Raw genomic sequence first — 24,072 nt, 5'->3', positions numbered from 1 at the left:
ATCATGTATAAATATTTTGTTTTTTCTAAGTGTATATCATTCTTTTTCTTATATTTGCCATTGAATTAATTTTTTAACTTTAAAACCTATTTATTATGAAAGTCGGAATTCCAAAAGAAATTAAGAACAACGAGAGTAGGGTCGGTATGACTCCGGCTGGTGTATCAGAGTTAGTAAAACATGGCCATTCTGTATATGTTCAACATACTGCGGGTGTAAATAGTGGATTTTCAGATGAAATGTATGAAAATGTAGGAGCAACCATATTGCCGACTATTGAAGATGTTTATCAGACTGCTGATATGATAGTTAAAGTTAAAGAGCCAATAGAATCGGAATATAAACTTATACGAAAAGGGCAACTGGTTTTCACTTATTTCCATTTTGCATGTGATAAGAAATTAACAGAGGCAATGATTGAAAGTGAAAGCGTATGCCTTGCATACGAGACCGTACAATTAGATGATAATTCACTTCCGTTGTTGACACCAATGAGTGAAGTTGCCGGTCGAATGGCGACAATTAACGGCGCATATTATCTACAGAAGACCAAAGGCGGTAAGGGTAAACTCATTTGCGGAGTGCCTGGTGTGCGTCCGGCTAAAGTAGTAGTCCTTGGTGGTGGAATTGTTGGTCAGGCTGCAGCGCGTGTTGCAGCAGGAATGGGTGCAGATGTGGTTATAACAGACATTTCTTTAAGCTTGCTGCGAGAATTGTCAATTACGATGCCTGCAAATGTTAATGCTATATATTCTTCGCATCATAATGTCGTTAATGAGATTAAGGATGCTGACATCGTTATTGGTGCTGTGCTTATTCCCGGTGATAAAGCCCCTCATTTGATTACAAAAGACATGTTAAAGATAATGGAGCCTGGAACTGTTTTGGTTGACGTCGCTATTGATCAGGGAGGATGTTTTGAAACATCACATCCAACAACGCATAGCGATCCTGTGTATGTCGTTGATGGAATTGTACATTATGCTGTAGCTAATATTCCTGGAGCGGTGCCAAACACATCAACATATGCCTTGACTAATGCAACACTGAAGTATGCCTTGGCTTTAGCTGATAAAGGGTGGAAGAAAGCATGCAAGGATGATGCTGCTTTATGCAAGGGATTGAATATTGTTGAAGGTAAGGTAACTAATAAGGCCGTTGCAGATGTCTTCAATTTAGAATATGTTCCAGTAGAATTGTAATTGTTTTAGATAAATAAACAGCCCGTCTCAATATAGGAAAGAGATGGACTGTTTATTTAAAATACATAATAGGGGGGAATTGCTTTATGTCCGATACCATTTAATGGATAATTATTTGTCTTGTAAAATACTTTTTCTGTTTTTTCTTTTAAATCCAAATAATTCCATTAGTGAGTTGAAGTCTTTTTTCATGATTAGTCCAATTCCCTGTGTATTTAATGATGATTTAGTAAAATATCGATCATTTGTTTGATTGTAGACTTTGAGCGATATATTTCCATTTGGAAGTAGCAAATAATTCACATCGAAGTCACCGATAAACGATGTCGTAGCATTTGCGTTATCGCGATATCCAAACTGTCCGTTAATTATCAGACGGTTGTTTAATAGTCTTCCGGATAATAAGCCTTCATATTCTGCATTGTTGAAACCTTCATCACCGGTGCTAATGTTGGCTCCAAATGTCCAATTGTTGTTTTTAACCAGATTTCCTAGAAGAGAGTTTATTTGCTGGCTTATTGTTCCGCTTAGCAAACTCTGCATTGCAAGGCTTGTTTGATTCTGTTGATTTTCTTGGTTTGATGAATTGTTGTTGTCTTGCATATAAAATCGTCCAATGCTTAACAAATATACAACTTGCTGATTCATTTCTTCTTCACTGTTAATTACAGTGCGAACCATCTGTTCTGCCTCATTGCTTACGGTTGGCAGGTCAAGGTCAAAGTCGATGTGAGGTGTTTGTGGCGTACCGCTAATATTCATGATACAATCTACCCTGATGTTGTTGCTCGAGAAGCTATTGCCGATTTGCAAGTCAGAAAGAGGCACACTATTTACGGTGTATAAGGCCTTAAGGTCAAGTGATGCATTGTAAGGGTCGCCTCCGAATACAATGGTGCCACCATTCTGGAATTGGAAGATTTTCTTAATTATATTTTGTATCGTAAGTTTATATATACCATTTTCAATTTGGTATGTACCAAACATGTTAAATGAGCCTTTGTTAAAGTATGTGGCACGAATGCTGCCAGTTCCGTTTAAAGCAATATAGTCATAGTTTGACTGGTCCATTAATACGCGTAATGTCGCATCTGGATTCATATTAACGAGGAAGTTAATATATAAATCAGAAGGTTTGTCAATCTCTGCTGCTTCCTTGACAGACTCTTTGGCTATAGAGTCTTTACTAACTGTTTGGCTGATTGCCGTTTTGTCATGCCATGTAATAAATTGCTGGTCTGATATTGTTTCAGGACTTGCGGCATTATATTCTATAAAGGAGCCTTTTTCCGGAGTAATATTTATATCTATGTCTATTCTTCCGTTACCTCCTTTTATCGTACATAGTCCGGTGCCGTATGCAGTACCGTAAAATGTATTATTAGAATAACTTTGTGTGTCATAACACAGCAAGTTGTGAGTCCTTATGTTTAAATCGTATGTTAGGTTTGTTAAATGTTTATGGTAGAGTGCCCCGCTGACGATACCAATATTTCCATTTCTGTCTCTTATTGTGTCTGCAGCAAAGATAATATTGTCTGGACGGAATCGTATCGTGTCGTTTATTAACGTATAAGTTGTATTTAAGGGGATTATTCTTATGCTGCCATTTGTTACGAGATTTCCTGTTAGATTAATGTTGTTTAATGGACCGTGTAGTCTAACGTTTCCGTTTGCATTAGCTATAATATTATTCATAAATGATCCACAAAAGCCTTCAAGAAATTCAATGTTTGTATTCCTTGCACCAATGTTTAAATCAATATAATTCCTGTCAGGAGAAACATAACCTTCAATTCTGGTTTCTACATTATCTTTATCTTTAGCTATAGCGTTGATATCAATTTGTTTTTCTGATTTATTCCATGATACGTGGGCAGCTAAATCTCCCATACGGCCATCTTGAAATTTGAATTGACTGATATTTAGATTTGCATATAACTCAGGATCGTAAAAAACAGATTTGATAAAAGCTTTGCCTGTTGAATAGCCTTTAAAGTCGACAGAATGAAAATTTACCAAATTCAATACATAATTGACATCAACATCTTGCATGTCGACAACGATTGAATCTGACAAATCCTTTGTTGCCATACCATATATTTTGATATGTTGTTTATTATGCTCAATAGAAAAATGATCTATCATTAAATTGCCATTATTGTATTTTATGCTTGCAGGTTGTACATGCCATGTGGTATCATTGATAAGTATATCTGAAGGCTTGATGTCAACGTTGATGTCTGGCTTACCTGCATCATTCTTAATAAATCTCGTTTCTGCATTTAGCGACCCTAAAAAAGGCTTACTTTGATTGTTGTTCCATTTAATCTCTGTTAATAATTTGTCGTTAATGGTACTTAAATTTAAATCAAGAGACAACTTTTGACCATTGTTCATGATTTTATCAATTTTACCTTCTAATAATAATGTATCGTTAGGGGTATGGGCATTAATGAAGATATTTTCATAAGGATTATTTTTGTATATAATTTTATCCGCCTTACAATACATTGAAAATGTCTTATTTTCGTCATTGATTGTAGCGGTTAAGTTCATCGGCGCTTTTAACTCTAAAGGAACGTTGAAAAATCTATTAACCCATTCAGAATTAGATATATTTGCTTTAATTTGAAATTTATTGCATACATTAGGCTGCTCCGTAAACATTGTCGGTAATTTTTCATGGAGCAAATTGTTTATACTTTTAGCTAATGTGCTAATATTATATTGGCCATTTATAGAAATATTTCCAAAATCGCTTTGCAGGGACATGGAATCTTTACAAGCATTTAAGCTTATTGTTTTGATTGTATATAAATCCGATGAGGAAACCATTGTGAAATCTTTTATGGCTAAATTACCATTAAACGGATTTATATTTTGATGATTATAAGTTATGTTTGAGTTTATATCAAAATTGAATTTTGTATCTTTCCATTTATTTGTAATATTAAGTTTTGACAAATTCAAATTTCTGACAGATGCAATTATGGATGTTTCTTTTGATATATCTGTTGATAGTCTGCCTTCAATGTTTATTTGTCCATTGGGGTCATCCAGTTTGAAAAGGCCATCAAATATATTTTTGTCATATAATCCTTTTACAAGTATATTCTTGTATTGGTAATTATTATATTCAAATCTTGGAAAAATGCCATCAATATATATGTTTTTATTTGTTTTTGATATGTTATTGTATTTAACTATTATTTTTGATGAGATTTGCCCAAGATGCTTATTGGGAAACAATTTGCCCAAATTAATATTATCTGTATCAATATTGGCATAAATGTCGTTAACATTTTTGCTTAATTTGACCAAAATATTTCCTATGTCAGTTTTTAAATTACCATTAATCGATATATATTTATCATGTCCATTAGTGTTGCCGGTATAGTAGATTTTACCTATACTATTTATAAAATCAGGTATTTTTATACTTGGATTTATTTCTTTGATAGTATGTGCAATCCATTCAGCAGAACTTTCTATCTTTCTGATATTAGCATTCCAAATGAAACCGTTTTTATCTTTTTTTAGCTTGCCATTACCAATAAAAACTAATCCTTTATCTATAGAATGCAGATTAAAGCTTTCTATGTTGATACTATTGTAAGTTCCTGTAAATGTGGTTTTTAATGATAATGGTGTGATGTTATGTTTAATCCTAGGCAGAAAGCATTTTAGGTCAGAAAAATTAATTCTATTGATATTTATTGTTCCTGAATAAGCGATGGTCTTATTGTCTATTTTGCCGTTAATTGTTTTGTAAACTAAAGATACTGATTCAGATTCAATTTTGGAGTTTGGTAAAGATAAGTTGAAATTATGAAGCTTAGCGCACTTCTTATTGAAAGAGAAATCAAACGATAACCTTCTCAAGTCTAAGCCTGAAGACTCTTTAAAGGATAATTTTTTTACAGAAATGTAGGTGCTGTCCTGTGTGTAATATGGAATAATAATATGAGCGCTGATGTCATTTAATTTGATGTGTTTGAGATTGAAATGTGATGATGTATAAGGTGCGTCATAGATATCATAACGAATGGCGCCATGTCGGATTATTAATGAATTAATACTTAGCTTTAAATTTGATTTTTTATTTTTATCTTTAGATGAAAGTGAGTCTAATACGAATTGGTAATTTGGTTTTGAAGTGTTAGTCTTTTTGTAAAAGTTCCCGTCAAATCCAAATATCTGTGCAGAAGATATGTATATACATCCGTTTTTAATTAGTTGATAATAGTCTATTTTTGCTGCAAGGCGTGATGCAGAAATCATCTTTTTTGATGTCTGATCATATATTTCAACGTCATCGATAATTATTCTATTTAGAAAACCTAAGTCAACATTTCCAATGCTTACATGTGTGTTGAGTTTTGTTGATAGGGCATTACTTATGCGTGTACCGAACCAATTTTGTATAAACGGTATATGAATAAATATGATTATAGACCAATATCCAATTATTGCAGTCCATAATATCCCATTAACAATATGCTTTAATGTTTTCAATATTCGTTATGATTTAATGAATGTTTAAAGGCAAAAGTGGTATAGCCATTTCGAAATTTCCTACAAAAATACATGAATTCATTGTAATAAACGAATAAAATATGGAAAATGGTATAAACAACATTTACATTGGATGTATTATGAGTATGATTAATTTGTTTGGATAGCACAAACTTTAATTTTTGATTTATTTAGATTAGTTATTGCGCATGTAAATAATACACTTTTCTTAAATTTTGTTCGTTTTTTACGTTGATTTTATGTAGATTTGCGCCATAATAAATTAAAATATCCAGTTCTTTTAACTGACACTATGACAAAAGTTATTAAATTACGTAAAGGATTAGACATTCACCTTAAAGGCAAGGCCGAGAAAGTAAAAATGAAAATCAATATTGGCAAAGAAGTTGCGCTTTGCCCGGATTCTTTTCCCGGAATACAGCCTAAAGTTGTTGTAAAAGAAGGTGAACATGTAAAAGCAGGTGAAATCTTATTTGTCAATAAGCAATTCCCATCAGTGGGTTTTTCTTCTCCTGTCAGTGGAAATGTTTCTTCAATTGTACGAGGTGAAAGAAGAAAGGTTTTACAGGTTGTTATTAGTTTGGACGAAAATCAGGAATACGTTGATTTTGGAGTAAGAAATGTTAATGATGTCTCTTCGAAAGAAATAATCGACTCATTGCTGCGTGCTGGGCTTTTCGGTTATATAAATCAATTACCTTATGCGATATCTACAAATCCAGATGTTTTGCCAAAAGGAATATTTATTAGCGCATTACGCGATAAACCCCTTGCTTGTGATTTTGAGTATGAACTGATAGGTAATGAAATAGATTTTCAAACGGGTTTGACTGCTTTATCAAGGATATCTAAGACATATTTAGGCATTGGACGTAATCAGTGTTCTGAAAGTTTGCGCCGTGTAAAGGATGTTGAGGTAAACATATTTGATGGTCCGTGCCCGGCAGGTAATGTAGGCGTTCAGATAAATCATATTAATCCTGTGAATAAGGGAGATGTTGTTTGGACCGTAGATCCTACTACTGTCATTTATATTGGAAGATTATTTAATAAAGGTAAAGTGGACTTACATCACACAATAGCTATTGTTGGCAGTGAAGTGCATGAGCCTTGTTATGCTGATGTCTTGGTTGGGCAGAAGATAGAAACTTTATTGAAAGATAAAATTTCACACGAAAGAAATGTCAGAATTATTAATGGAAATGTACTTACAGGACGTAAGTGTTCTTTAAATGATTTTGTAGATGCTCATGCTTCAGAACTGACTGTGATTCCTGAAGGTGATGATACAAATGAACTGTTTGGATGGATTATGCCGCGTTTCAAGGACTATTCTGTTAATAGAAGCTATTTTAGCTGGTTGACGAAGAATAAAGAATATGCATTAGATGCGAGAGTAAAAGGTGGCAGAAGAAATATGATAATGAGTGGAGAGTATGACAGCGTATTGCCCATGGATATTTTAGGTGAATATCTTATAAAAGCAATAATTGTTGGAGATATTGACAAAATGGAAGCATTGGGTATATACGAAGTCTCCCCTGAAGATTTTGCTTTGCCTGAATTTGTTGATTCTTCAAAACTGGAACTTCAAGATATAGTGAGAAGAGGGTTGGATATGTTGCGTAAAGAGAATGCTTAAATATTACTTAATATGTTGAGAAATTATTTAGATAAAATAAAGCCTTTATTTGAGGATGATGGAAAGCTCCATTGTTTTCGTAGTGTTTTTGAAGGTATAGAAACATTTTTATATGTTCCAAATTCCACATCAAAGACGGGGACAAATATACATGACGCTATTGATTCAAAGCGTATTATGAGCATTGTCGTGATAGCATTGCTGCCCGCTTTATTATTTGGTATGTATAATGTCGGTTATCAGAATTATTTGGCTGCTGGCCGGTTAGCTGATGCAACTTTTTTTGATCTCTTCATATATGGATTTCTCGCCGTTTTGCCTAAAATTCTTGTTAGTTATATTGTTGGCTTGGGCATCGAGTTTATTTGGGCTCAGATGAAAGGGGAAGAAATTCAAGAAGGTTATCTTGTTAGTGGAATATTAATACCTTTAATTATACCAATTAATTGCCCGCTGTGGATATTGGCTATAGCTGTAGCGTTTTCTGTAATCTTTGTGAAGGAGATTTTTGGCGGTACAGGTATGAATATCTTTAATGTGGCGTTGGGAGCACGTGCATTTTTATTTTTCTCTTATCCAACAGAAATGAGTGGTGACAGCGTGTGGGTAGCAAATGACACAATATTTGGTTTGGGTAATGTCTTGCCTGATACATTTACGCAGGCAACACCTTTGGCTCTGACAGCACAGAATATGAGTATTGGATATGACCTTCGTGAGCTTATTGTTGGTTTAATACCTGGTTCTATTGGTGAAACAAGCGTAATTGCTATAGGCATAGGAGCATTAATACTATTGTTTACGGGCATCGCAAGTTGGAAGACAATGTTAAGTGTCTTCTTTGGCGGGGCATTTATGGCCTTTGTCTTTAAAGAATTAGGTATGACATCTATTACATGGTATGAACATTTGTTCCTTGGAGGCTTCTGCTTTGGTGCTGTGTTTATGGCTACTGACCCTGTTACATCTGCAAGGACTGAAACCGGAAAGTATATCTATGGATTTCTTATTGGCGTTGTTGCAATAGCAATAAGGATTATGAATCCAGGATATCCGGAGGGAATGATGCTCTCCATTTTATTAATGAATATGTTTGCGCCTCTTATTGATCATTGTGTTGTTCAGCACAATATTTCAAAGAGAGCTAAGCGTACTTCACAAAAAATCTAAATTAATAGCATTATGGCAAAAGATAAAAAGATATTGAATACTAATTCAAATATTTATACCATCGTTTATTCTGCGATAATTGTTGTTGTTGTTGCTTTTTTGCTTGCATTTATTTCAAGTTATCTGAAGCCTGCACAAGACGTAAACGTCGCATTAGATAAGAAAAAGCAGATATTGGCAGCACTTAATATTCGTGGGCTTAGTGATAATGAGGTAGCTGAGCAATACAAAAGTATTGTAGAAAGTGATGATGTTATAAACTCCGATAATCAGATTTTGACAAAAGGAACAAAAGGAGGAGAGCAGGCCGGATTTAAATTAAATAGTGCAGACTTCAAAGCTGGACGTCTTGCTTTGTATGTCTGCAAGATTAATAATGAAACAAAATATGTTATACCCGTATATGGAATGGGCCTTTGGGGACCGATAAGCGGATATATAGCAATTGATTATGACAAGAACACCGTTTTCGGAGCATATTTCACACATGAAAGCGAAACGGCAGGCTTGGGTGCAGAAATTAAAGATAATATAGAATGGCAAAAACAGTTTATCGGTAAAAAACTTACAAAAGATGGTGTTTCCGGTATAGCTCTTTCTGTGGTAAAAAAGAATGACGTTAAAGACAAACACACGCAATGTGATGGCATAACTGGAGCGACATTGACATCTAATGGTGTTGACTTAATGCTAAAGGATTGTTTAGGCAAATATATGAGTTTTCTTAATGACAAATAAAAAATAATGTGTTATGGGAAAGTTAATTTCAAAAGAAAATAAAAAGATTTTCACCACGCCGTTGAGTGTAGATAATCCTATACTTGTTCAGGTCCTTGGTATTTGTTCAGCCTTGGCTGTTACTTCTCAATTGAAACCTGCGATAGTTATGGGACTAGCTGTAACAATCATTACGGCTTTCTCAAATGTAATAATATCTCTTATAAGACATACCATACCCAACCGAATCAGAATTATAGTCCAGCTTGTAGTTGTTGCGGCATTAGTAACTATAGTAAGTCAGATTCTAAAGGCTGTGGCATATGACGTAAGTGTGCAGTTGTCTGTATATGTCGGTCTTATTATTACAAACTGTATATTAATGGGACGTCTGGAGGCTTTTGCCATGATAAATAAACCCATTCCAAGCTTTATAGACGGTTTGTCAAACGGTCTTGGATATGCGATGATATTGGTAATAGTCGGTGCTGTGAGAGAGTTTCTTGGTAGAGGTTCTTTGCTGGGAATACAGATTATTCCTGACAGTTTCTATGATGACGGTTATATTAATAACGGTATGATGACAATGCCGGCTATGGCATTGATACTTCTGGGGTGTGTTATTTGGATACATAGGGCATTCTTTTCCGAAAAAGATTAAATGTTTTGAATAAGATATTTGTTATGGATCACATTATAAGTTTATTTTTCAGGTCAATATTTGTTGACAATATGATTTTCGCATTCTTTCTTGGAATGTGTTCGTTTCTAGCTGTTTCAAAAAATGTTAAGACCTCATTAGGGCTTGGTGTGGCAGTTACTTTTGTTCTTATTATCACTGTACCTGTTGACTATTTGTTGCAGGTCTATGTATTAGGACCAGACTGTCTTGCGGAAGGCGTTGATTTGTCATATTTGAGCTTTATTCTATTTATTGCCGTTATAGCCGGAATAACGCAACTTGTGGAGATGGTTGTAGAAAGATTCTCACCGTCTTTATATTCTTCTTTAGGAATATTTTTACCTTTGATAGCTGTTAACTGTGCTATTATGGGAGCGTCCTTATTTATGCAGCAGCGAATAAATCTTGATCCGTCTAATTCTCAGTATATCGGTTCTGTTGTTGATGCTGTGGTATATGCGGCAGGTAGCGGAATTGGCTGGACCTTAGCAATTGTTTCTATGGGAGCTATAAGAGAAAAAATGCAATATTGTGATGTGCCACGTCCCTTGCAAGGGCTAGGCATTACATTTATAACGGTAGGTCTCATGGCGATGGCAATGATGTGTTTTTCTGGATTTAAAATATAAATTTAATATGGTACAGTTTATTTTTACGAGTATAGCAGTATTTCTTATAATAATTCTTTTGCTCGTTACTATTTTGCTGATAGCAAAGCGCTATTTGTCGCCAAGCGGCAATGTCAGTATCAATATAAATGACAAGACAACTATATCGGTGCCTCAAGGAGCGTCGCTGATGTCTACACTGACTGAAAATGGTATATACCTTCCGTCTGCCTGTGGTGGAAAGTCAAGCTGCGGACAATGCAGGCTTCAGGTGCTTGAAGGAGGTGGGGAAATTCTTGATTCAGAAAAACCACACTTTACACGTAAGCAAATAAAAGATCATTGGCGACTTGGATGTCAATGCAAGGTGAAGGGTAATTTAAAGATTAGAGTTCCAGAAAGTGTTTTGGGCGTAAAGGAGTGGGAATGTACTGTAATCAGCAACAAAAACGTAAGTTCTTTTATTAAAGAATTTATTGTTGCCCTTCCTGAAGGCGAGCATATGGACTTCGTTCCAGGATCATATGCTCAAATTAAAATACCTGCATATGATTGTATTGATTATGACAAGGATATTGACAAAGACAGCATAGGGGAAAAATTTCTTCCTATGTGGGAGAAGTTTAATATATTCTCGCTAAAGGCAAATAATCCTGAACCAACGATTAGGGCATATTCAATGGCAAACTATCCTGCAGAAGGCGACAGAATCATGCTTACAGTCCGTATTGCCACGCCTCCATTCAAACCAAGACCTCAGGTCGGCTTTCAGGATGTTCCTACAGGAATAGCGTCATCTTATATTTTTAGCCGTAAACCTGGTGATAAGGTAATAATGAGCGGACCTTATGGAGATTTCCATCCTATTTTCAACAGCAAGAAAGAAATGATTTGGGTTGGCGGTGGAGCTGGTATGGCTCCTTTGCGTTCACAGATAATGCATATGACGAAAACGTTGAATGTTAGAGATCGTGAACTTCATTATTTTTACGGAGCAAGGTCGCTTGCAGAAGTGTTCTATCTTAATGATTTCTTGGAATTGGAGAAGGAGTTTGATAATTTCCATTTCCATTTGGCATTGGATAGACCGGATCCGGAGGCAGATAAGGCCGGTGTAAAATATACGCCAGGATTTGTACATCAGGTAATGTATGATACTTATCTTAAGTTTGTCGACTCTCCTGAGGATATTGAATATTATATGTGTGGTCCTGGTCCAATGAGTAATGCAGTAGTAAAGATGCTCGACAGTCTTGGAGTTGAACCAGAATCTATAATGTATGATAATTTTGGATAATTGGGCAATGTTTATGCCTTAGTATCTTAGCAATAAAGCCGAAAGAGAAATATTTAATATTCTTTTTCGGCTTTATTACGTTCTGTTATTGAATGTCTTTTGTTTGAAAAGAACTATTCTATATATTTTACAATTGGTTACAGGCTTCCGTTCAATGGGTTTTATGATTAAAAATATATGGAGACCAGTCTTTATTTTAGAACCAAAGACAAGCATTTCCGCAGCATTCTGCTTTTTGTCAGTTTTCTTAATATAGTGTAACTGCGACTATATCTTTTATCCGGCAATGGGAACAGGCCGCAATCTTCAAGGCGTTTCAAGCGTGAGCTAAGCTGTTTAGAAGAACGTGTAAGCCTTATAATGCTGAAGATGTAATCAATCGTAAGTTGTGAAACACGTCTTTGTAATGCCTGGCTGTCTGCGATTGGCAATTGTTCTGATAGTTCTTTCAAATGAAATATAATGTGTTCTATGTCATTCAGGCGTTTTAGTATAAGTCGGGGATCTTTATCTTTTATCGAATCAGATGGTCGTTTCTTGTATGAATAGGCGACAATGTCTGTGCTGTAAACTTTTTCAGCACGTAGAAACAATTGTGGGGTGAATTCTTCATCCGTATTCAATAAGCTTGGGTTGAAACGTAAGTCCAACAATATTTTTCGGTTAAATATATAACCCCATGCCGTGGCATGAAGATTGTTGTGACGCATATAGTGGGCACCATCCATAGGCTCCGGTATATAAAAAGATGATGTTTCCTTCTTTTTACCGGAAGAGTTGAACAGTACAATATCGGGTACGTTATATCTGACTATATCCAAACAATGTTCGTATGCATCAGGGATTAGTTTGTCTTCACCATTTATAAATTGTATAAAGTTACCAGAGGCCATTCTTAAGCCAAGGTTTCTTGCTGAACTGACGCCGTTCTTTTTCTGTCTGACATATATTATTTCATCGCGATATTTTTCTAAACAGTCAATTATCGAAACATCAGAACCGTCGTCGATAACGATTATTTCTTTCTCTTGTGTTCTAAGCGATAGGCCTGTGATGCTGTCTAAGCATTCAGTTATTTGTTTTACAGGCAGGTTTCTGCATGTAATAATAAAACTTACTAAGGGACTATTGCTGCTGTCAAAACTAGTATTCATAATTGCAAAATTAATGTTTAATTTGCAAATTTGCAACATTACAGATTGCTTAATAAGTATTTTTATTGTATATAATAGTCTGTATTTAGGCAAATGGTAGTGTTATATAATTTGCATTTTGTGTCTTAATCAAACAATGTCGTTTTTAGCGGGTTTAAGGCTGGTTAACATTGCTGTATGCAAAAATTAACTTTCGGCGGATTTGCGTTAACACTTTTGTTGCGTGTGCTCTAGCTTTGTCTTTGTTCTATAAGTAATGCCGATAGGACAGTTTCTGTTCGGTTTTTCTGTTTTTACTAGGGATGTTATCATTGATTTATGATTATTTCTACACAAAAACATATTGTCTTATAAGTCAAAACACATTGATTTGTGTTATGAAACATGCTTAATTAGTCGGTAAAAGGCGGTATATTATAGGTGCGTTTTTTATGTGTTCTTTAAGCGATATTATAAGTGCTTGATATTCAGGCTGTTATATCGGTGCTGTTTTTGCGTCTGTTTTGCAGAAAACTATAGCCAATATTGGAAATAATATGAAATATAAGGCTTGAATTTAACACAAATGAGATAATTTAACTGACATTAGGTTAATATACGTTTACTTGGCATGTGGAATGTTTGCCGGTCTATTGTTATGTTTTTATTTGCATGGAATATCAGGTAATACATAAGTCAGTTTTTATTTGAAACGTTTGTATAAATGATTTAAAATTAGTACTTTTGCGTCCGATTAAAGGAAAGTATAAAACTAATTTCAATGAATATATCTTATAAGTGGCTCAAAGAGTATGTCGATTTCGACCTGACTCCACAAGAAGTGTGTGACGCACTTACGTCAGAAGGTCTTGAAGTTGATGCTCTTGAGGAGGTTCAAAGCATCAAAGGCGGCCTGAAAGGCCTGTATGTAGGCAAGGTGCTTACATGTGAAATGCATCCAAATTCTGATCATCTGCATGTTACGACCGTTGACTTGGGTCGTGAGACTCCGTCGCAAATTGTTTGTGGCGCACCAAATGTTGCCGCCGGTCAGAAAGTTATTGTTGCAGACTTAGGATGCGTGTTGTATGATGGTGACAAGGAATTTGTCATTAAAAAGTCAAAATTACGCGGAGTAGAAAGCTTTGGAATGATTTGTGCTGAAGACGAAATAGGCGTTGGCACAGATCATAACGGCATAATAGTTTTGCCTGAAGATACCAAGGTCGGTATGCCTGCTGCAGAATATTATAATCTGGAAAGCGACTGGTTGATAGAAGTAGATATAACAGCCAACAGGGCAGATGCCCTTTCTCACTGGGGCGTAGCGCGTGATTTGTACGCTTGGCTCGTGCAAAATGGATACAAAACATCACTTCATCGTCCTGATTGTGAAGCATTCTGTGTTGACAATGAAGATTTGCCTGTAGAAGTAACCATTGAAAACAACGAGGCCTGCAAGCGTTATGCATGTGTAAGTATTACAGGATGTGACGTAAAGGAAAGTCCTGAGTGGCTTCAGAATAAATTACGCACAATTGGTCTGAGACCGATAAATAATATAGTTGACATTACAAACTACATCATGATGGCCTATGGACAGCCGCTACACTGCTTTGATGCGGACATGGTTAAAGGACATCATATTGTCGTTAAGACAATGCCGGAAGGCACGCCATTTGTTACGCTGGATGGCGAGGAGCACAAACTGAGCAATCATGACCTCGCGATATGCAATGAGGAAGATGCCATGTGTATAGCCGGCGTGTTTGGTGGAAAGGGTAGTGGTACATATGATTCAACTACAAATGTAGTTCTTGAAAGTGCATATTTCCATCCGACATGGATTAGAAAGAGCGCGCGCCGTCATGGACTTAGCACTGATGCGTCGTTCAGATTTGAACGTGGTATTGATCCCAATGGAGTAATTTATGCTTTGAAACAGGCCGCCATAATGTGTAAGGAACTTGCCGGTGGTAAGGTTTCAATGGAGATAAAGGACGTTTATCCGGAGCCAATACAGGACTTCAAGGTGTCATTGAAATATGACTATGTCAATAGCCTTGTGGGAAAGGAAATACCTGCAGAAACGGTTAAAAGCATTGTTACAAGCCTTGAAATGAGGATAGAAAGCGAAACTTCTGAAGGTCTTGAACTATGCGTGCCGCCATATCGTGTTGATGTTCAGCGTCCATGTGACGTTGTAGAGGACATTCTCCGAATATATGGTTATAATAATGTGGAAATCTCTACACAGCTTAAAAGCTCATTGGTTATTAAGGGCGATGAAGACAACAAGCATAAGCTTGAAAACCTTATAGGCGAACAGCTTGTAGGTGATGGCTTTAACGAGATTCTTAACAATTCTCTGACAAAGGCAGCATATTATACAGACCTTAATTGCTATAGTCAGGAAAATCTTGTTAAGATTATGAATCCGCTGAGTTCTGACCTGAATGTTTTAAGAGGAACATTGCTTTTCGGCGGTTTGGAGAGCATAGCATACAATGCAAACAGAAAGAATCCTGATCTTAAATTCTTTGAGTTCGGCAATGTTTATCATTATTCTCCCGAAAAGAAGAACAATGACAATCCAATGCAGGCTTATAAGGAAGAAACACATCTTGGACTATGGATAACAGGTAAGCGAGTGTCAGGAAGCTGGATTCATGCAGATGAAGATTCTTCGTTCTTTGAACTTAAAGCTCATGTGTTGAATATATTCCGCCGTATTGGTTTGCCATTGGGAAGCGTTGTTTTCAAGGAGAGTTCTAATAATATTTACCATAAGGGACTTTCTGTCATGAATCGTGGAGGCAAACTTCTGGCAGAGTTAGGCATTATATGCAAGAAGCTGCAAAAGGCTATGGGCATAGAGAACGAGGTTTATTATGCAGATATCAATTGGACTGCTGTTACAAAGGCTGTAAGAAAATCGACAATAAGCTTCCGCGAGATAAGCAAATATCCTGCTGTGAGCCGTGACCTGGCTTTGTTGCTCGATAAGGATGTAAAGTTTGAAGCAATTGAGCGTATTGCATATCAGTCTGAAAAGAAATTCCTTAAGGAAGTTGACCTTTTCGATGTTTATGAAGGTAAGAATCTTCCGGAAGGCAAAAAGAGCTATGCCGTCAACTTTATCCTGCAAGATGAAAGCAAGACATTGAACGACAAGCAGATAGATGCTATAATGACAAAGATTATAGCTAACTTGAAGAAAGAGCTTAAAGCCGAACTTAGATAAAACTTTTGTTGAATATTAAAATATAGATATAATGGGAAGAGCGTTTGAGTATCGTAAAGCTACGAAATTAAAGAGATGGGGCCACATGGCCAGAACATTTACAAAAATTGGTAAGCAGATAGCTATAGCTGTGAAAGCAGGTGGACCGGATCCGGACAACAATCCTCATCTTCGTTCTATCATTCTTAACGCTAAGCGTGAGAATATGCCGCTTGAGAATGTTAAGCGTGCAATCAAAAACGCTATGGGTAAGGATCAGAGTGATTATAAGGAGGTTACATATGAGGGATATGGTCCTCACGGAATAGCCATATTTGTTGATGCTGCCACAGATAACACAACACGTACGGTAGGAAACGTAAGAGCTATATTTAATAAATTCAGCGGTAACCTCGGCACAATGGGAAGTCTGTCTTTCCTTTTTGATCATAAATGTGTGTTCACATTCAAGAAAAAGGATGGTGTTGAAATGGATGAGCTGATACTTGATCTTATCGATTATGGTGTTGATGACGAATACGACACAGATGAGGAATCTGGTGAAATAACCATCTATGGCGATCCGAAATGTTTCGGTGAAATTCAGAAACACCTTGAAGAGAATGGCTTTGAAGTTACTGGTGCTGAGTTTACACGCATACCTAACGATCTGAAAGACGTTACACCGGAAGAGCGTGAAACTATCGATAAGATGGTTGAGCTGCTTGAGGATGATGACGATGTTCAGAACGTTTATACAAACATGAAACCGGAATAATCATTCCTTGACTTTTTGTAATAATGAAAAGTATATCTTATAAGACTTCAGGCACTTGCAGCCAGATGATTAATCTAAAGGTTGATGATAATGACTGCATAGTAGACGTTAGCTTTGAAGGCGGCTGCAACGGAAACTTACAGGGAATATGTTCCTTGGTAAGAGGGATGAATGTCAACGATGTTAAAGCGCGGTTAGACGGAATACGTTGTGGCTACAAGGCGACAAGTTGTCCTGATCAGCTTTGTAGGGCTATTGATGAACTTTATAAGTAAAAAATAGTCAAATTTTTGCCGTTAATCCAAATGTACTTAGAACTTGGGTTAACGGCAAAATTATATATCAGGTTTGATTCTATTTAGTATTGTATTCTTTTGGAGTGATTTTTACATCCAATAGTATTTGGCCTTTGTTCTTCGTTGAATAGTATGTGTATGCAAAGTTGAAACCGTTTTCTTTGTAGTTACGTATTCCTGTTGCATCTTTTATTCCTTTTATAAGTTCTGCTTTCGCCTGCTTCTTGTCTAATGCAGTTGTATCAGCCTTGCCCTTTATTGAGTAATAATAGTGTATCGTGCGGGAGTCTTTTTCGTATGTCATACTATCGTTTGTGACATATTCAGATACTTTCATGGGACAATTCTTTTTGGTAAACTCTTTGGCTTCACGCTCGGCCCTTTCCTCGAGGCTTTCATGGCATGAGGCCAGAAAGACGGCAACAAATGGAATAAACAAATACTTTTTCATAAATCCTCTTTATTTTGTTTGCAAAAGTAATTAATATCTTTTGATAAGAACCAATGTATATTGTTTTTTTTATTTTATTCATAAAAACGGCTAATTTATTAGGAACGAAATGCATTTTTTTGTATATTTGCGTTCCAAAAATAAATTACTGATGAACGAAATAAGAAACTTCTGTATAATCGCACATATTGACCACGGAAAATCAACTATAGCTGACCGACTTCTTGAGTATACAAAAACCATTCAGATAACAGAAGGTCAGATGCTTGATGATATGGATCTGGAGCGTGAACGTGGAATAACAATCAAAAGCCATGCAATACAAATGGAGTATGAGCTGAACGGAGAAAAATACATACTTAATCTTATTGACACTCCGGGGCATGTCGATTTCTCTTATGAAGTTTCACGTAGTATAGCTGCATGTGAAGGAGCCTTGCTGGTTGTTGATGCAACTCAGGGTGTTCAGGCTCAAACAATCAGTAACCTTTACATGGCGTTAGAGCATGATTTGGAAATTATTCCTGTTATAAACAAAATAGATATGCCTTCTGCTATGCCCGACGAAGTTGAAGATGAAATTGTAGACTTGTTGGGTTGTGACAGAACGGAAATAATTCGTGCCTCAGGAAAAACCGGTGAAGGTATTCCGGAAATTCTTAATGCAGTTGTAGAACGAATTCCTCATCCGTCAGGTAATCCTGATGCCCCTCTACAGGCTCTTATTTTTGATTCTGTATTCAATTCTTTCAGGGGAATTATTGCTTATTTCAAGATTGAAAATGGCAGTATAGCAAAAGGTGATAAAGTTAAGTTTTACAATACCGGAATGGAGTATACTGCTGACGAAGTTGGCGTATTAAAAATGGATATGATTCCGCGACAAAGGCTGTCAACTGGAGATGTCGGATACATTATCAGCGGTATAAAAGACAGTAAGGAGGTTAAGGTCGGTGATACTATTACGCATGTGGCACGTCCATGTGAGAAAGCTATTTCTGGATTCCAGGAAGTGAAACCAATGGTGTTTGCTGGCGTTTATCCCATAGACCCGTCGGATTATGAAAATTTGAGAGCATCATTAGAGAAGTTGCAGCTTAATGATGCGTCTTTGACTTTCTCACCGGAATCCTCTGTAGCGTTAGGCTTCGGCTTCAGATGCGGCTTCTTGGGACTTCTTCATATGGAGATAGTTCAGGAGCGTCTTGACCGTGAGTTTGATATGGACGTGATAACAACAGTGCCGAACGTTTCATATATGGTTTATGATAAGCACGGCAATGTTAAAGAAGTACATAATCCGTCAGGACTACCTGACAGCACATTGATAGACCATATAGAGGAACCATATATCAGAGCCTCAATAATAACAAGTTCTAATTTCATTGGCCCGATAATGAAATTGTGTCTTGACAAGCGAGGTGAGCTCATAAATCAAGAATATGTTAGTGGCAATAGAGTTGAACTTCATTTTATGATTCCTTTGGGCGAAATCGTCATAGACTTTTATGATAAATTAAAAAGTGTATCAAAGGGTTATGCGTCTTTTGATTATCATGTTGACTGCTTCCGTCCTTCAAAACTTGCCAAACTTGACATATTGTTGAATGGTGAGCCTGTAGACGCCTTGTCTACTTTAACTCATCAGGATAATGCTGCAACCTTTGGGCGACGTATGTGTGAAAAGTTGAAGGAGCTGATTCCGCGTCAGCAATTTGATATTGCAATTCAGGCTGCTATCGGAGCAAAAATAATAGCAAGAGAAACAATTAAATGTGTCAGAAAAGACGTAACAGCAAAGTGTTATGGAGGAGATGTCAGCCGTAAGCGTAAACTTCTTGAAAAGCAGAAGAAAGGAAAGAAGAGAATGAAGCAAATCGGTAATGTCGAAGTACCTCAGAAGGCTTTTCTTGCAGTATTGAAATTGGATTAATCTTAATCAAGAAGAAGGAGGACACAATGAAGGAAGTATTGAAAACAACACGGGACATTGCACGTGAGCTTGCGCGTAAATATAGTACGATGACTCATGATGAGCTAGACATATTAGAGAATATCCTTGTACCGATGAAATTTGCAAAGGGGCAGATGATTCTAAGTGAGGGCGAGATCTGTAAGCACATTTACTATATAGAGAAGGGGCTTGTCAGGCAATTCTATTTTAAAAAAGGTAAAGAAGTTACAGAGCATATGGCTGTTGAGGGCAATATCGTTATGTGTATAGAAAGCCTTTTTAAAGAAGAACCTACGAGTCTGCAAGTGGAGGCTTTAGAGCCTGTATTGATATATGCTTTACCAAAAGCGCGTTTGGAGGAAGTTGCTCTGCATAATGTGAATATACAAATATTGTACAGGAAAATATTGGAGGAGTCATTAATCCTCTCACAGATACATGCAGATTTACTTAGGTTTGAAACTGCGCAAGACAGATATCGCAAAATGTGTAAACTGGCTACGCAAGTAACACTTCGTGCCCCATTGGTTTATATTGCAAGCTATTTGCAGATGACTCCCGAAACATTAAGTCGAGTACGTTCTAATATAGTATTAGGTTAAATGTCTTTTATTTCTATCTAAAATTGGTAGAAATAAAAGATATTTTAAATATTTGTGGTATTATAAGCTCTTGAGGCCTGCAATTTAATAAGTTTTTAAAATATTTGTAAGGAAAATATTGTCAAATATATAATGCTGCCCTAGTGAAGACAATCTTCTGTAAAGAAGTTTTTTTTAATAGTGTAGTTTTATGTATATAAGATGCGGTTTATATCTCCGTAGTATATATATTTAAATGGTACATAAAATTACTTTTATATTTAAAAACTTTGCTCAATTTTGAAAGTAAAGTTGACGTGAAATCTGTTAATCACAGATGGATTTTATTAGAATACGCCTATAAAATAGAATCCTTAATGATAAATTGTTTATAAGTAGGCTTATTCAATTAAAAAAAATAGAATTTGTTCTTGTTTTAAAAATAATTTTAGTACTTTTGAACTGTCTTTTGAGATGATAGGATCAATTGGTCTCAAAATGATTTAAGAAATGCAAACTTTAAATCTTATATATATACAACTATGAGTTATCTTCGATTCGAAAAAGCTCTTATGACTAATCTTGAAGAATCTCTTTCAAGAGAGTTGTTGCGTACAAACCGTTCAGGGGCTTATTCATGTTCTACAATTGTGGATTGTAACACTCGTAAGTATCATGGTTTACTTGTTGTTCCTGTTCCGGAATTAGATGATGATAATCATGTTTTGCTTTCATCGTTAGACGTTACTGTGGTTCAGCATGGTGCTGAGTTCAATTTAGGACTGCATAAGTATCAAGGTAATAACTTTAGTCCAAAAGGGCATAAATACATTCGTGAATTTTATTGTGAAAAAGTGCCTACAACAATTTATCGTGTTGGAGGAGTTCTCTTGAAAAAAGAAGTTGTTTTTCAGCATTACGAGCATCGTATATTGATACGTTATACATTGTTGGATGCACATAGTGAAACAACCTTAAGATTCAAGCCTTTCATGGCATTTAGAAGTGTTAACCAATGCACGCATGAGAACAATACAGCCAGCCGCGACTTTCAGATGGTTGACAATGGTATTAAAACTTGTATGTATGCAGGTTATCCTGATCTCTATATGCAGTTTAGCAAGGCAAATGAATTTGTTTTTGTCCCTGATTGGTATCGTGGCATCGAATATCCGAAAGAGCAAGAACGCGGCTATTCTTATGTTGAAGACCTATATGTCCCCGGATATTTTGAGATGAACATAAAGAAAGGTGAAAGTATTGTATTTGCAGCTTCAACTTCTGAAATTAAAACAAGTACAATGAAGCACCTTTTTGACAAAGAAGTAGATGACCGTTCTCCGCGTGACAATTTTTTCCATTGTTTAGTGAATGCGGCCCATCAGTTTCATAATAGTGCCAACAAGACAGAGAGGTATCTTCTTGCTGGATATCCGTGGTTTAAATGCCGAGCTCGTGATACATTTATATCTCTTCCTGGACTAACCCTTTCAATAGACGAGCAAGATTATTTTGAACTTGTTATGAAAACGGCAGAAAAGGGGTTGAGAGAGTTTATGCAAAACAAGCCACTTACAGTTAAAATTACGGAGATAGATCAGCCGGATGTTATGTTATGGGCAATTTGGGCTATACAGCAATATGCAAAGTCTGCCGGTGACGAAAAATGCATAAGCATGTATGGTAAGTTGATAAGTGATATTATATGTTATATCATAGATGGCAAACATCCAAATTTGCGTCTCGACACTAATGGTCTTCTTTATGCAAATGGTCATGATAAGCCGATAACATGGATGAATTCTATTGTTAATGGTAAGCCGGTTGTACCAAGATCTGGTTATATAGTGGAATTTAATGCTCTATGGTTTAATGCACTTAAGTTTGGAGCTAAATTAGCAAAGCAGAATAACAATGAGACAAAAGCTAACCAATGGGAAGACTTGGCAGAATCATGTAAACAATCATTCGTAAGGACATTCTTGAATGATTATGGATATCTGTTTGATTATGTGGATGGCAATATGATGGATTGGAGTGTGCGCCCGAACATGATATTCCCGGTCGCTTTTGATTATTCTCCTTTATCACCAGAACAGAAAAAAAGTGTTTTGGATATTTGTACACGTGAATTGTTAACTCCTAAAGGATTACGTTCGCTTTCACCTAAGAGCGGAGGTTATAGTCCTGTATGTTCAGGAGCAAATCGTGATTACTCTTATTATCAGGGTACAGCATGGCCTTGGCTTGGCGGATTCTATATGGAGGCTTGTCTAAAACTATATAAACGTACAAGATTAAGTTTTATTGAAAGGCAGATGGTTGGATACGAGGATGAGATGATTATTAATTGTCTAGGAACTATTCCGGAACTATTCGATGGTAATCCGCCATTCAAGGCTAGAGGAGCGATATCTTATGCTATGAATGTCGCTGAAATTCTTCGTACTTTAAATCTTTTGGAAAAATATTCATATGTAAAATAATCGAGGAGGGACTATAATGAAAGTTTTAATGTTTGGTTGGGAATATCCTCCTCATATTTTGGGAGGTCTTGGAACTGCAAGTTATGGTATAACTAAAGGTTTGGCTGCTCAGGGAGACGTTGAAATAACATTTTGTCTTCCTAAACCATGGGGTGATGAAGATCGCAGTTTCTTGAATGTTATTGCAATGAATGCCGTTCCTGTAGTTTATCGTGATGTAAATTATGATTATGTGAAAGAACGTGTCGGTAATATAATGGATCCGGATTTGTACTACAAAATGCGAGATCACATATATGCTGATTTCAATTACATGTTGGTAAATGACCTTGGTTGTATTGAATTTTCCGGTAAATATCAAGACAATCTTCATAGTGAAATAAACAATTATTCAATTGTTGCTGGCGTCGTTGCACGTCAACAGGAGTTTGATATTATACATGCACATGATTGGCTTACATATCCGGCTGGAATACATGCAAAAAAGATTAGTGGAAAGCCTTTGTGTATACATGTTCATGCAACGGATTTTGACCGTAGCCGTGGCAAGGTGAATCCTACTGTTTATTCTATAGAGAAAGATGGTATGGATAATGCTGATTGTATAATGTGTGTTAGTGAACTCACACGTCAAACTGTGATTAATCAGTATCATCAAGACCCACGTAAATGCTTTACTGTACATAATGCTGTATATCCATTGCGTCAGGAATTACAAGATATCCCGCGTCCAGATCATACGAATAAGGAAAAAGTTGTTACTTTCTTGGGACGAATAACAATGCAAAAAGGACCTGAGTATTTTGTTGAAGCTGCAAATATGGTATTACATCGTACAAGAAATGTGCGTTTTTGCATGGCTGGAAGTGGTGACATGTTGGATGCAATGATATATCTTGCAGCTGAACGTGGTATTGCTGACCGTTTCCATTTTCCCGGTTTTATGCGTGGCAAGCAAGTTTATGAATGCCTTAAGGATTCTGATGTATATGTAATGCCGTCTGTTAGTGAACCGTTTGGAATATCTCCGCTGGAGGCTATGCAATGCGGTACTCCAACCATTATATCAAAGCAAAGTGGATGTGCTGAAATACTGACCAATTGTATTAAAGTTGATTATTGGGATATCCATGCACTTGCAGATTCAATTTATTCAATCTGCCACAATGAAAGCCTGTTTAAATATCTGCAAAGTGAGGGTAAGCGTGAAGTTGACGAAATTACGTGGGAGAAAGTTGGTTTATGGATACGTGAACTTTATGAACGTACTTTAGGGTACAGATAATCATATACAACAAATAATATTTAAGACA

Annotated in this window: 17 protein-coding genes; 14 read left to right on the top strand and 3 right to left on the bottom strand. The window is 36.2% G+C overall.

The window, feature by feature from the left end; all coding sequences use genetic code 11:
• Positions 1–95 precede the first annotated feature (95 nt).
• A complete protein-coding gene (ald, locus tag EJL04_RS05545; protein WP_021855485.1) occupies positions 96–1,202 on the top strand; it encodes an alanine dehydrogenase in 1,107 nt (368 codons plus the stop codon).
• A 111-nt stretch (positions 1,203–1,313) separates the two neighbouring features.
• Here ald and EJL04_RS05540 read toward each other — a convergent pair whose 3' ends face one another.
• Entirely contained in the window at positions 1,314–5,720 is a 4,407-nt protein-coding gene (locus EJL04_RS05540) for a translocation/assembly module TamB domain-containing protein (RefSeq protein ID WP_125104327.1), read from the bottom strand.
• Between the two features lie 313 nt (positions 5,721–6,033).
• Between EJL04_RS05540 and EJL04_RS05535 the strand changes: the two genes are divergently transcribed.
• Genes EJL04_RS05535 through nqrF form a run of 6 tightly spaced genes read left to right on the top strand, consistent with a single transcriptional unit; the run spans position 6,034 to position 11,857 of the window.
• Positions 6,034–7,383, top strand: coding sequence for a Na(+)-translocating NADH-quinone reductase subunit A (locus EJL04_RS05535; RefSeq protein ID WP_125104326.1), 1,350 nt, complete (start codon positions 6,034–6,036; stop codon positions 7,381–7,383).
• 12 nt (positions 7,384–7,395) lie between these two features.
• Positions 7,396–8,553, top strand: coding sequence for an NADH:ubiquinone reductase (Na(+)-transporting) subunit B (locus tag EJL04_RS05530; protein ID WP_125104325.1), 1,158 nt, complete (start codon positions 7,396–7,398; stop codon positions 8,551–8,553).
• Between the two features lie 12 nt (positions 8,554–8,565).
• The gene (nqrC, locus tag EJL04_RS05525) at positions 8,566–9,291 is read left to right on the top strand and encodes an NADH:ubiquinone reductase (Na(+)-transporting) subunit C (RefSeq protein ID WP_021855481.1); all 726 of its coding nucleotides are present in this window, start codon (positions 8,566–8,568) and stop codon (positions 9,289–9,291) included.
• A 13-nt stretch (positions 9,292–9,304) separates the two neighbouring features.
• Positions 9,305–9,931 carry an NADH:ubiquinone reductase (Na(+)-transporting) subunit D gene (locus tag EJL04_RS05520; protein ID WP_125104324.1) on the top strand — a complete coding sequence of 209 codons (627 nt, stop codon included), beginning with the start codon at positions 9,305–9,307 and terminating at the stop codon, positions 9,929–9,931.
• A 23-nt stretch (positions 9,932–9,954) separates the two neighbouring features.
• On the top strand, positions 9,955–10,581 hold the full coding sequence (gene nqrE / locus EJL04_RS05515) for an NADH:ubiquinone reductase (Na(+)-transporting) subunit E (protein ID WP_021855479.1): 627 nt from the start codon (positions 9,955–9,957) through the stop codon (positions 10,579–10,581).
• A gap of 7 nt (positions 10,582–10,588) precedes the next feature.
• A complete protein-coding gene (gene nqrF, locus EJL04_RS05510; protein WP_021855478.1) occupies positions 10,589–11,857 on the top strand; it encodes an NADH:ubiquinone reductase (Na(+)-transporting) subunit F in 1,269 nt (422 codons plus the stop codon).
• Between the two features lie 191 nt (positions 11,858–12,048).
• Here nqrF and EJL04_RS05505 read toward each other — a convergent pair whose 3' ends face one another.
• Entirely contained in the window at positions 12,049–13,011 is a 963-nt protein-coding gene (locus EJL04_RS05505) for a glycosyltransferase family 2 protein (RefSeq protein ID WP_125104323.1), read from the bottom strand.
• Positions 13,012–13,771: 760 nt separating this feature from the next.
• On the opposite strand from EJL04_RS05505, the gene pheT reads away from it, so the two are divergent.
• Genes pheT through EJL04_RS05490 form a run of 3 tightly spaced genes read left to right on the top strand, consistent with a single transcriptional unit; the run spans position 13,772 to position 17,266 of the window.
• Entirely contained in the window at positions 13,772–16,234 is a 2,463-nt protein-coding gene (pheT, locus tag EJL04_RS05500; protein ID WP_125104322.1) for a phenylalanine--tRNA ligase subunit beta, read from the top strand.
• A 31-nt stretch (positions 16,235–16,265) separates the two neighbouring features.
• Entirely contained in the window at positions 16,266–16,991 is a 726-nt protein-coding gene (locus tag EJL04_RS05495) for a YebC/PmpR family DNA-binding transcriptional regulator (RefSeq protein ID WP_021855475.1), read from the top strand.
• Between the two features lie 23 nt (positions 16,992–17,014).
• Positions 17,015–17,266: a TIGR03905 family TSCPD domain-containing protein gene (locus EJL04_RS05490; RefSeq protein ID WP_021855474.1), complete on the top strand. Its 252-nt coding sequence runs from the start codon at positions 17,015–17,017 to the stop codon at positions 17,264–17,266.
• Positions 17,267–17,345: 79 nt separating this feature from the next.
• Here EJL04_RS05490 and EJL04_RS05485 read toward each other — a convergent pair whose 3' ends face one another.
• On the bottom strand, positions 17,346–17,738 hold the full coding sequence (locus EJL04_RS05485; protein ID WP_021855473.1) for a hypothetical protein: 393 nt from the start codon (positions 17,736–17,738) through the stop codon (positions 17,346–17,348).
• A 151-nt stretch (positions 17,739–17,889) separates the two neighbouring features.
• Here EJL04_RS05485 and lepA point away from each other — a divergent pair, with 151 nt between their 5' ends.
• From lepA to EJL04_RS05465, 4 genes are all read left to right on the top strand, one after another.
• The gene (gene lepA / locus EJL04_RS05480) at positions 17,890–19,671 is read left to right on the top strand and encodes a translation elongation factor 4 (RefSeq protein ID WP_053398556.1); all 1,782 of its coding nucleotides are present in this window, start codon (positions 17,890–17,892) and stop codon (positions 19,669–19,671) included.
• Between the two features lie 26 nt (positions 19,672–19,697).
• A complete protein-coding gene (locus tag EJL04_RS05475) occupies positions 19,698–20,294 on the top strand; it encodes a Crp/Fnr family transcriptional regulator (RefSeq protein ID WP_021855470.1) in 597 nt (198 codons plus the stop codon).
• Positions 20,295–20,815: 521 nt separating this feature from the next.
• Positions 20,816–22,759: a glycogen debranching enzyme N-terminal domain-containing protein gene (locus EJL04_RS05470; RefSeq protein WP_125104321.1), complete on the top strand. Its 1,944-nt coding sequence runs from the start codon at positions 20,816–20,818 to the stop codon at positions 22,757–22,759.
• Between the two features lie 16 nt (positions 22,760–22,775).
• Entirely contained in the window at positions 22,776–24,044 is a 1,269-nt protein-coding gene (locus EJL04_RS05465) for a glycosyltransferase family 4 protein (RefSeq protein ID WP_125104320.1), read from the top strand.
• Positions 24,045–24,072 lie beyond the last annotated feature (28 nt).

It is taken from the genome of Prevotella marseillensis, from assembly GCF_900625065.1.
Lineage (GTDB): Bacteria > Bacteroidota > Bacteroidia > Bacteroidales > Bacteroidaceae > Prevotella > Prevotella rara.
This window is presented reverse-complemented; position numbering and strand designations above follow the sequence as displayed.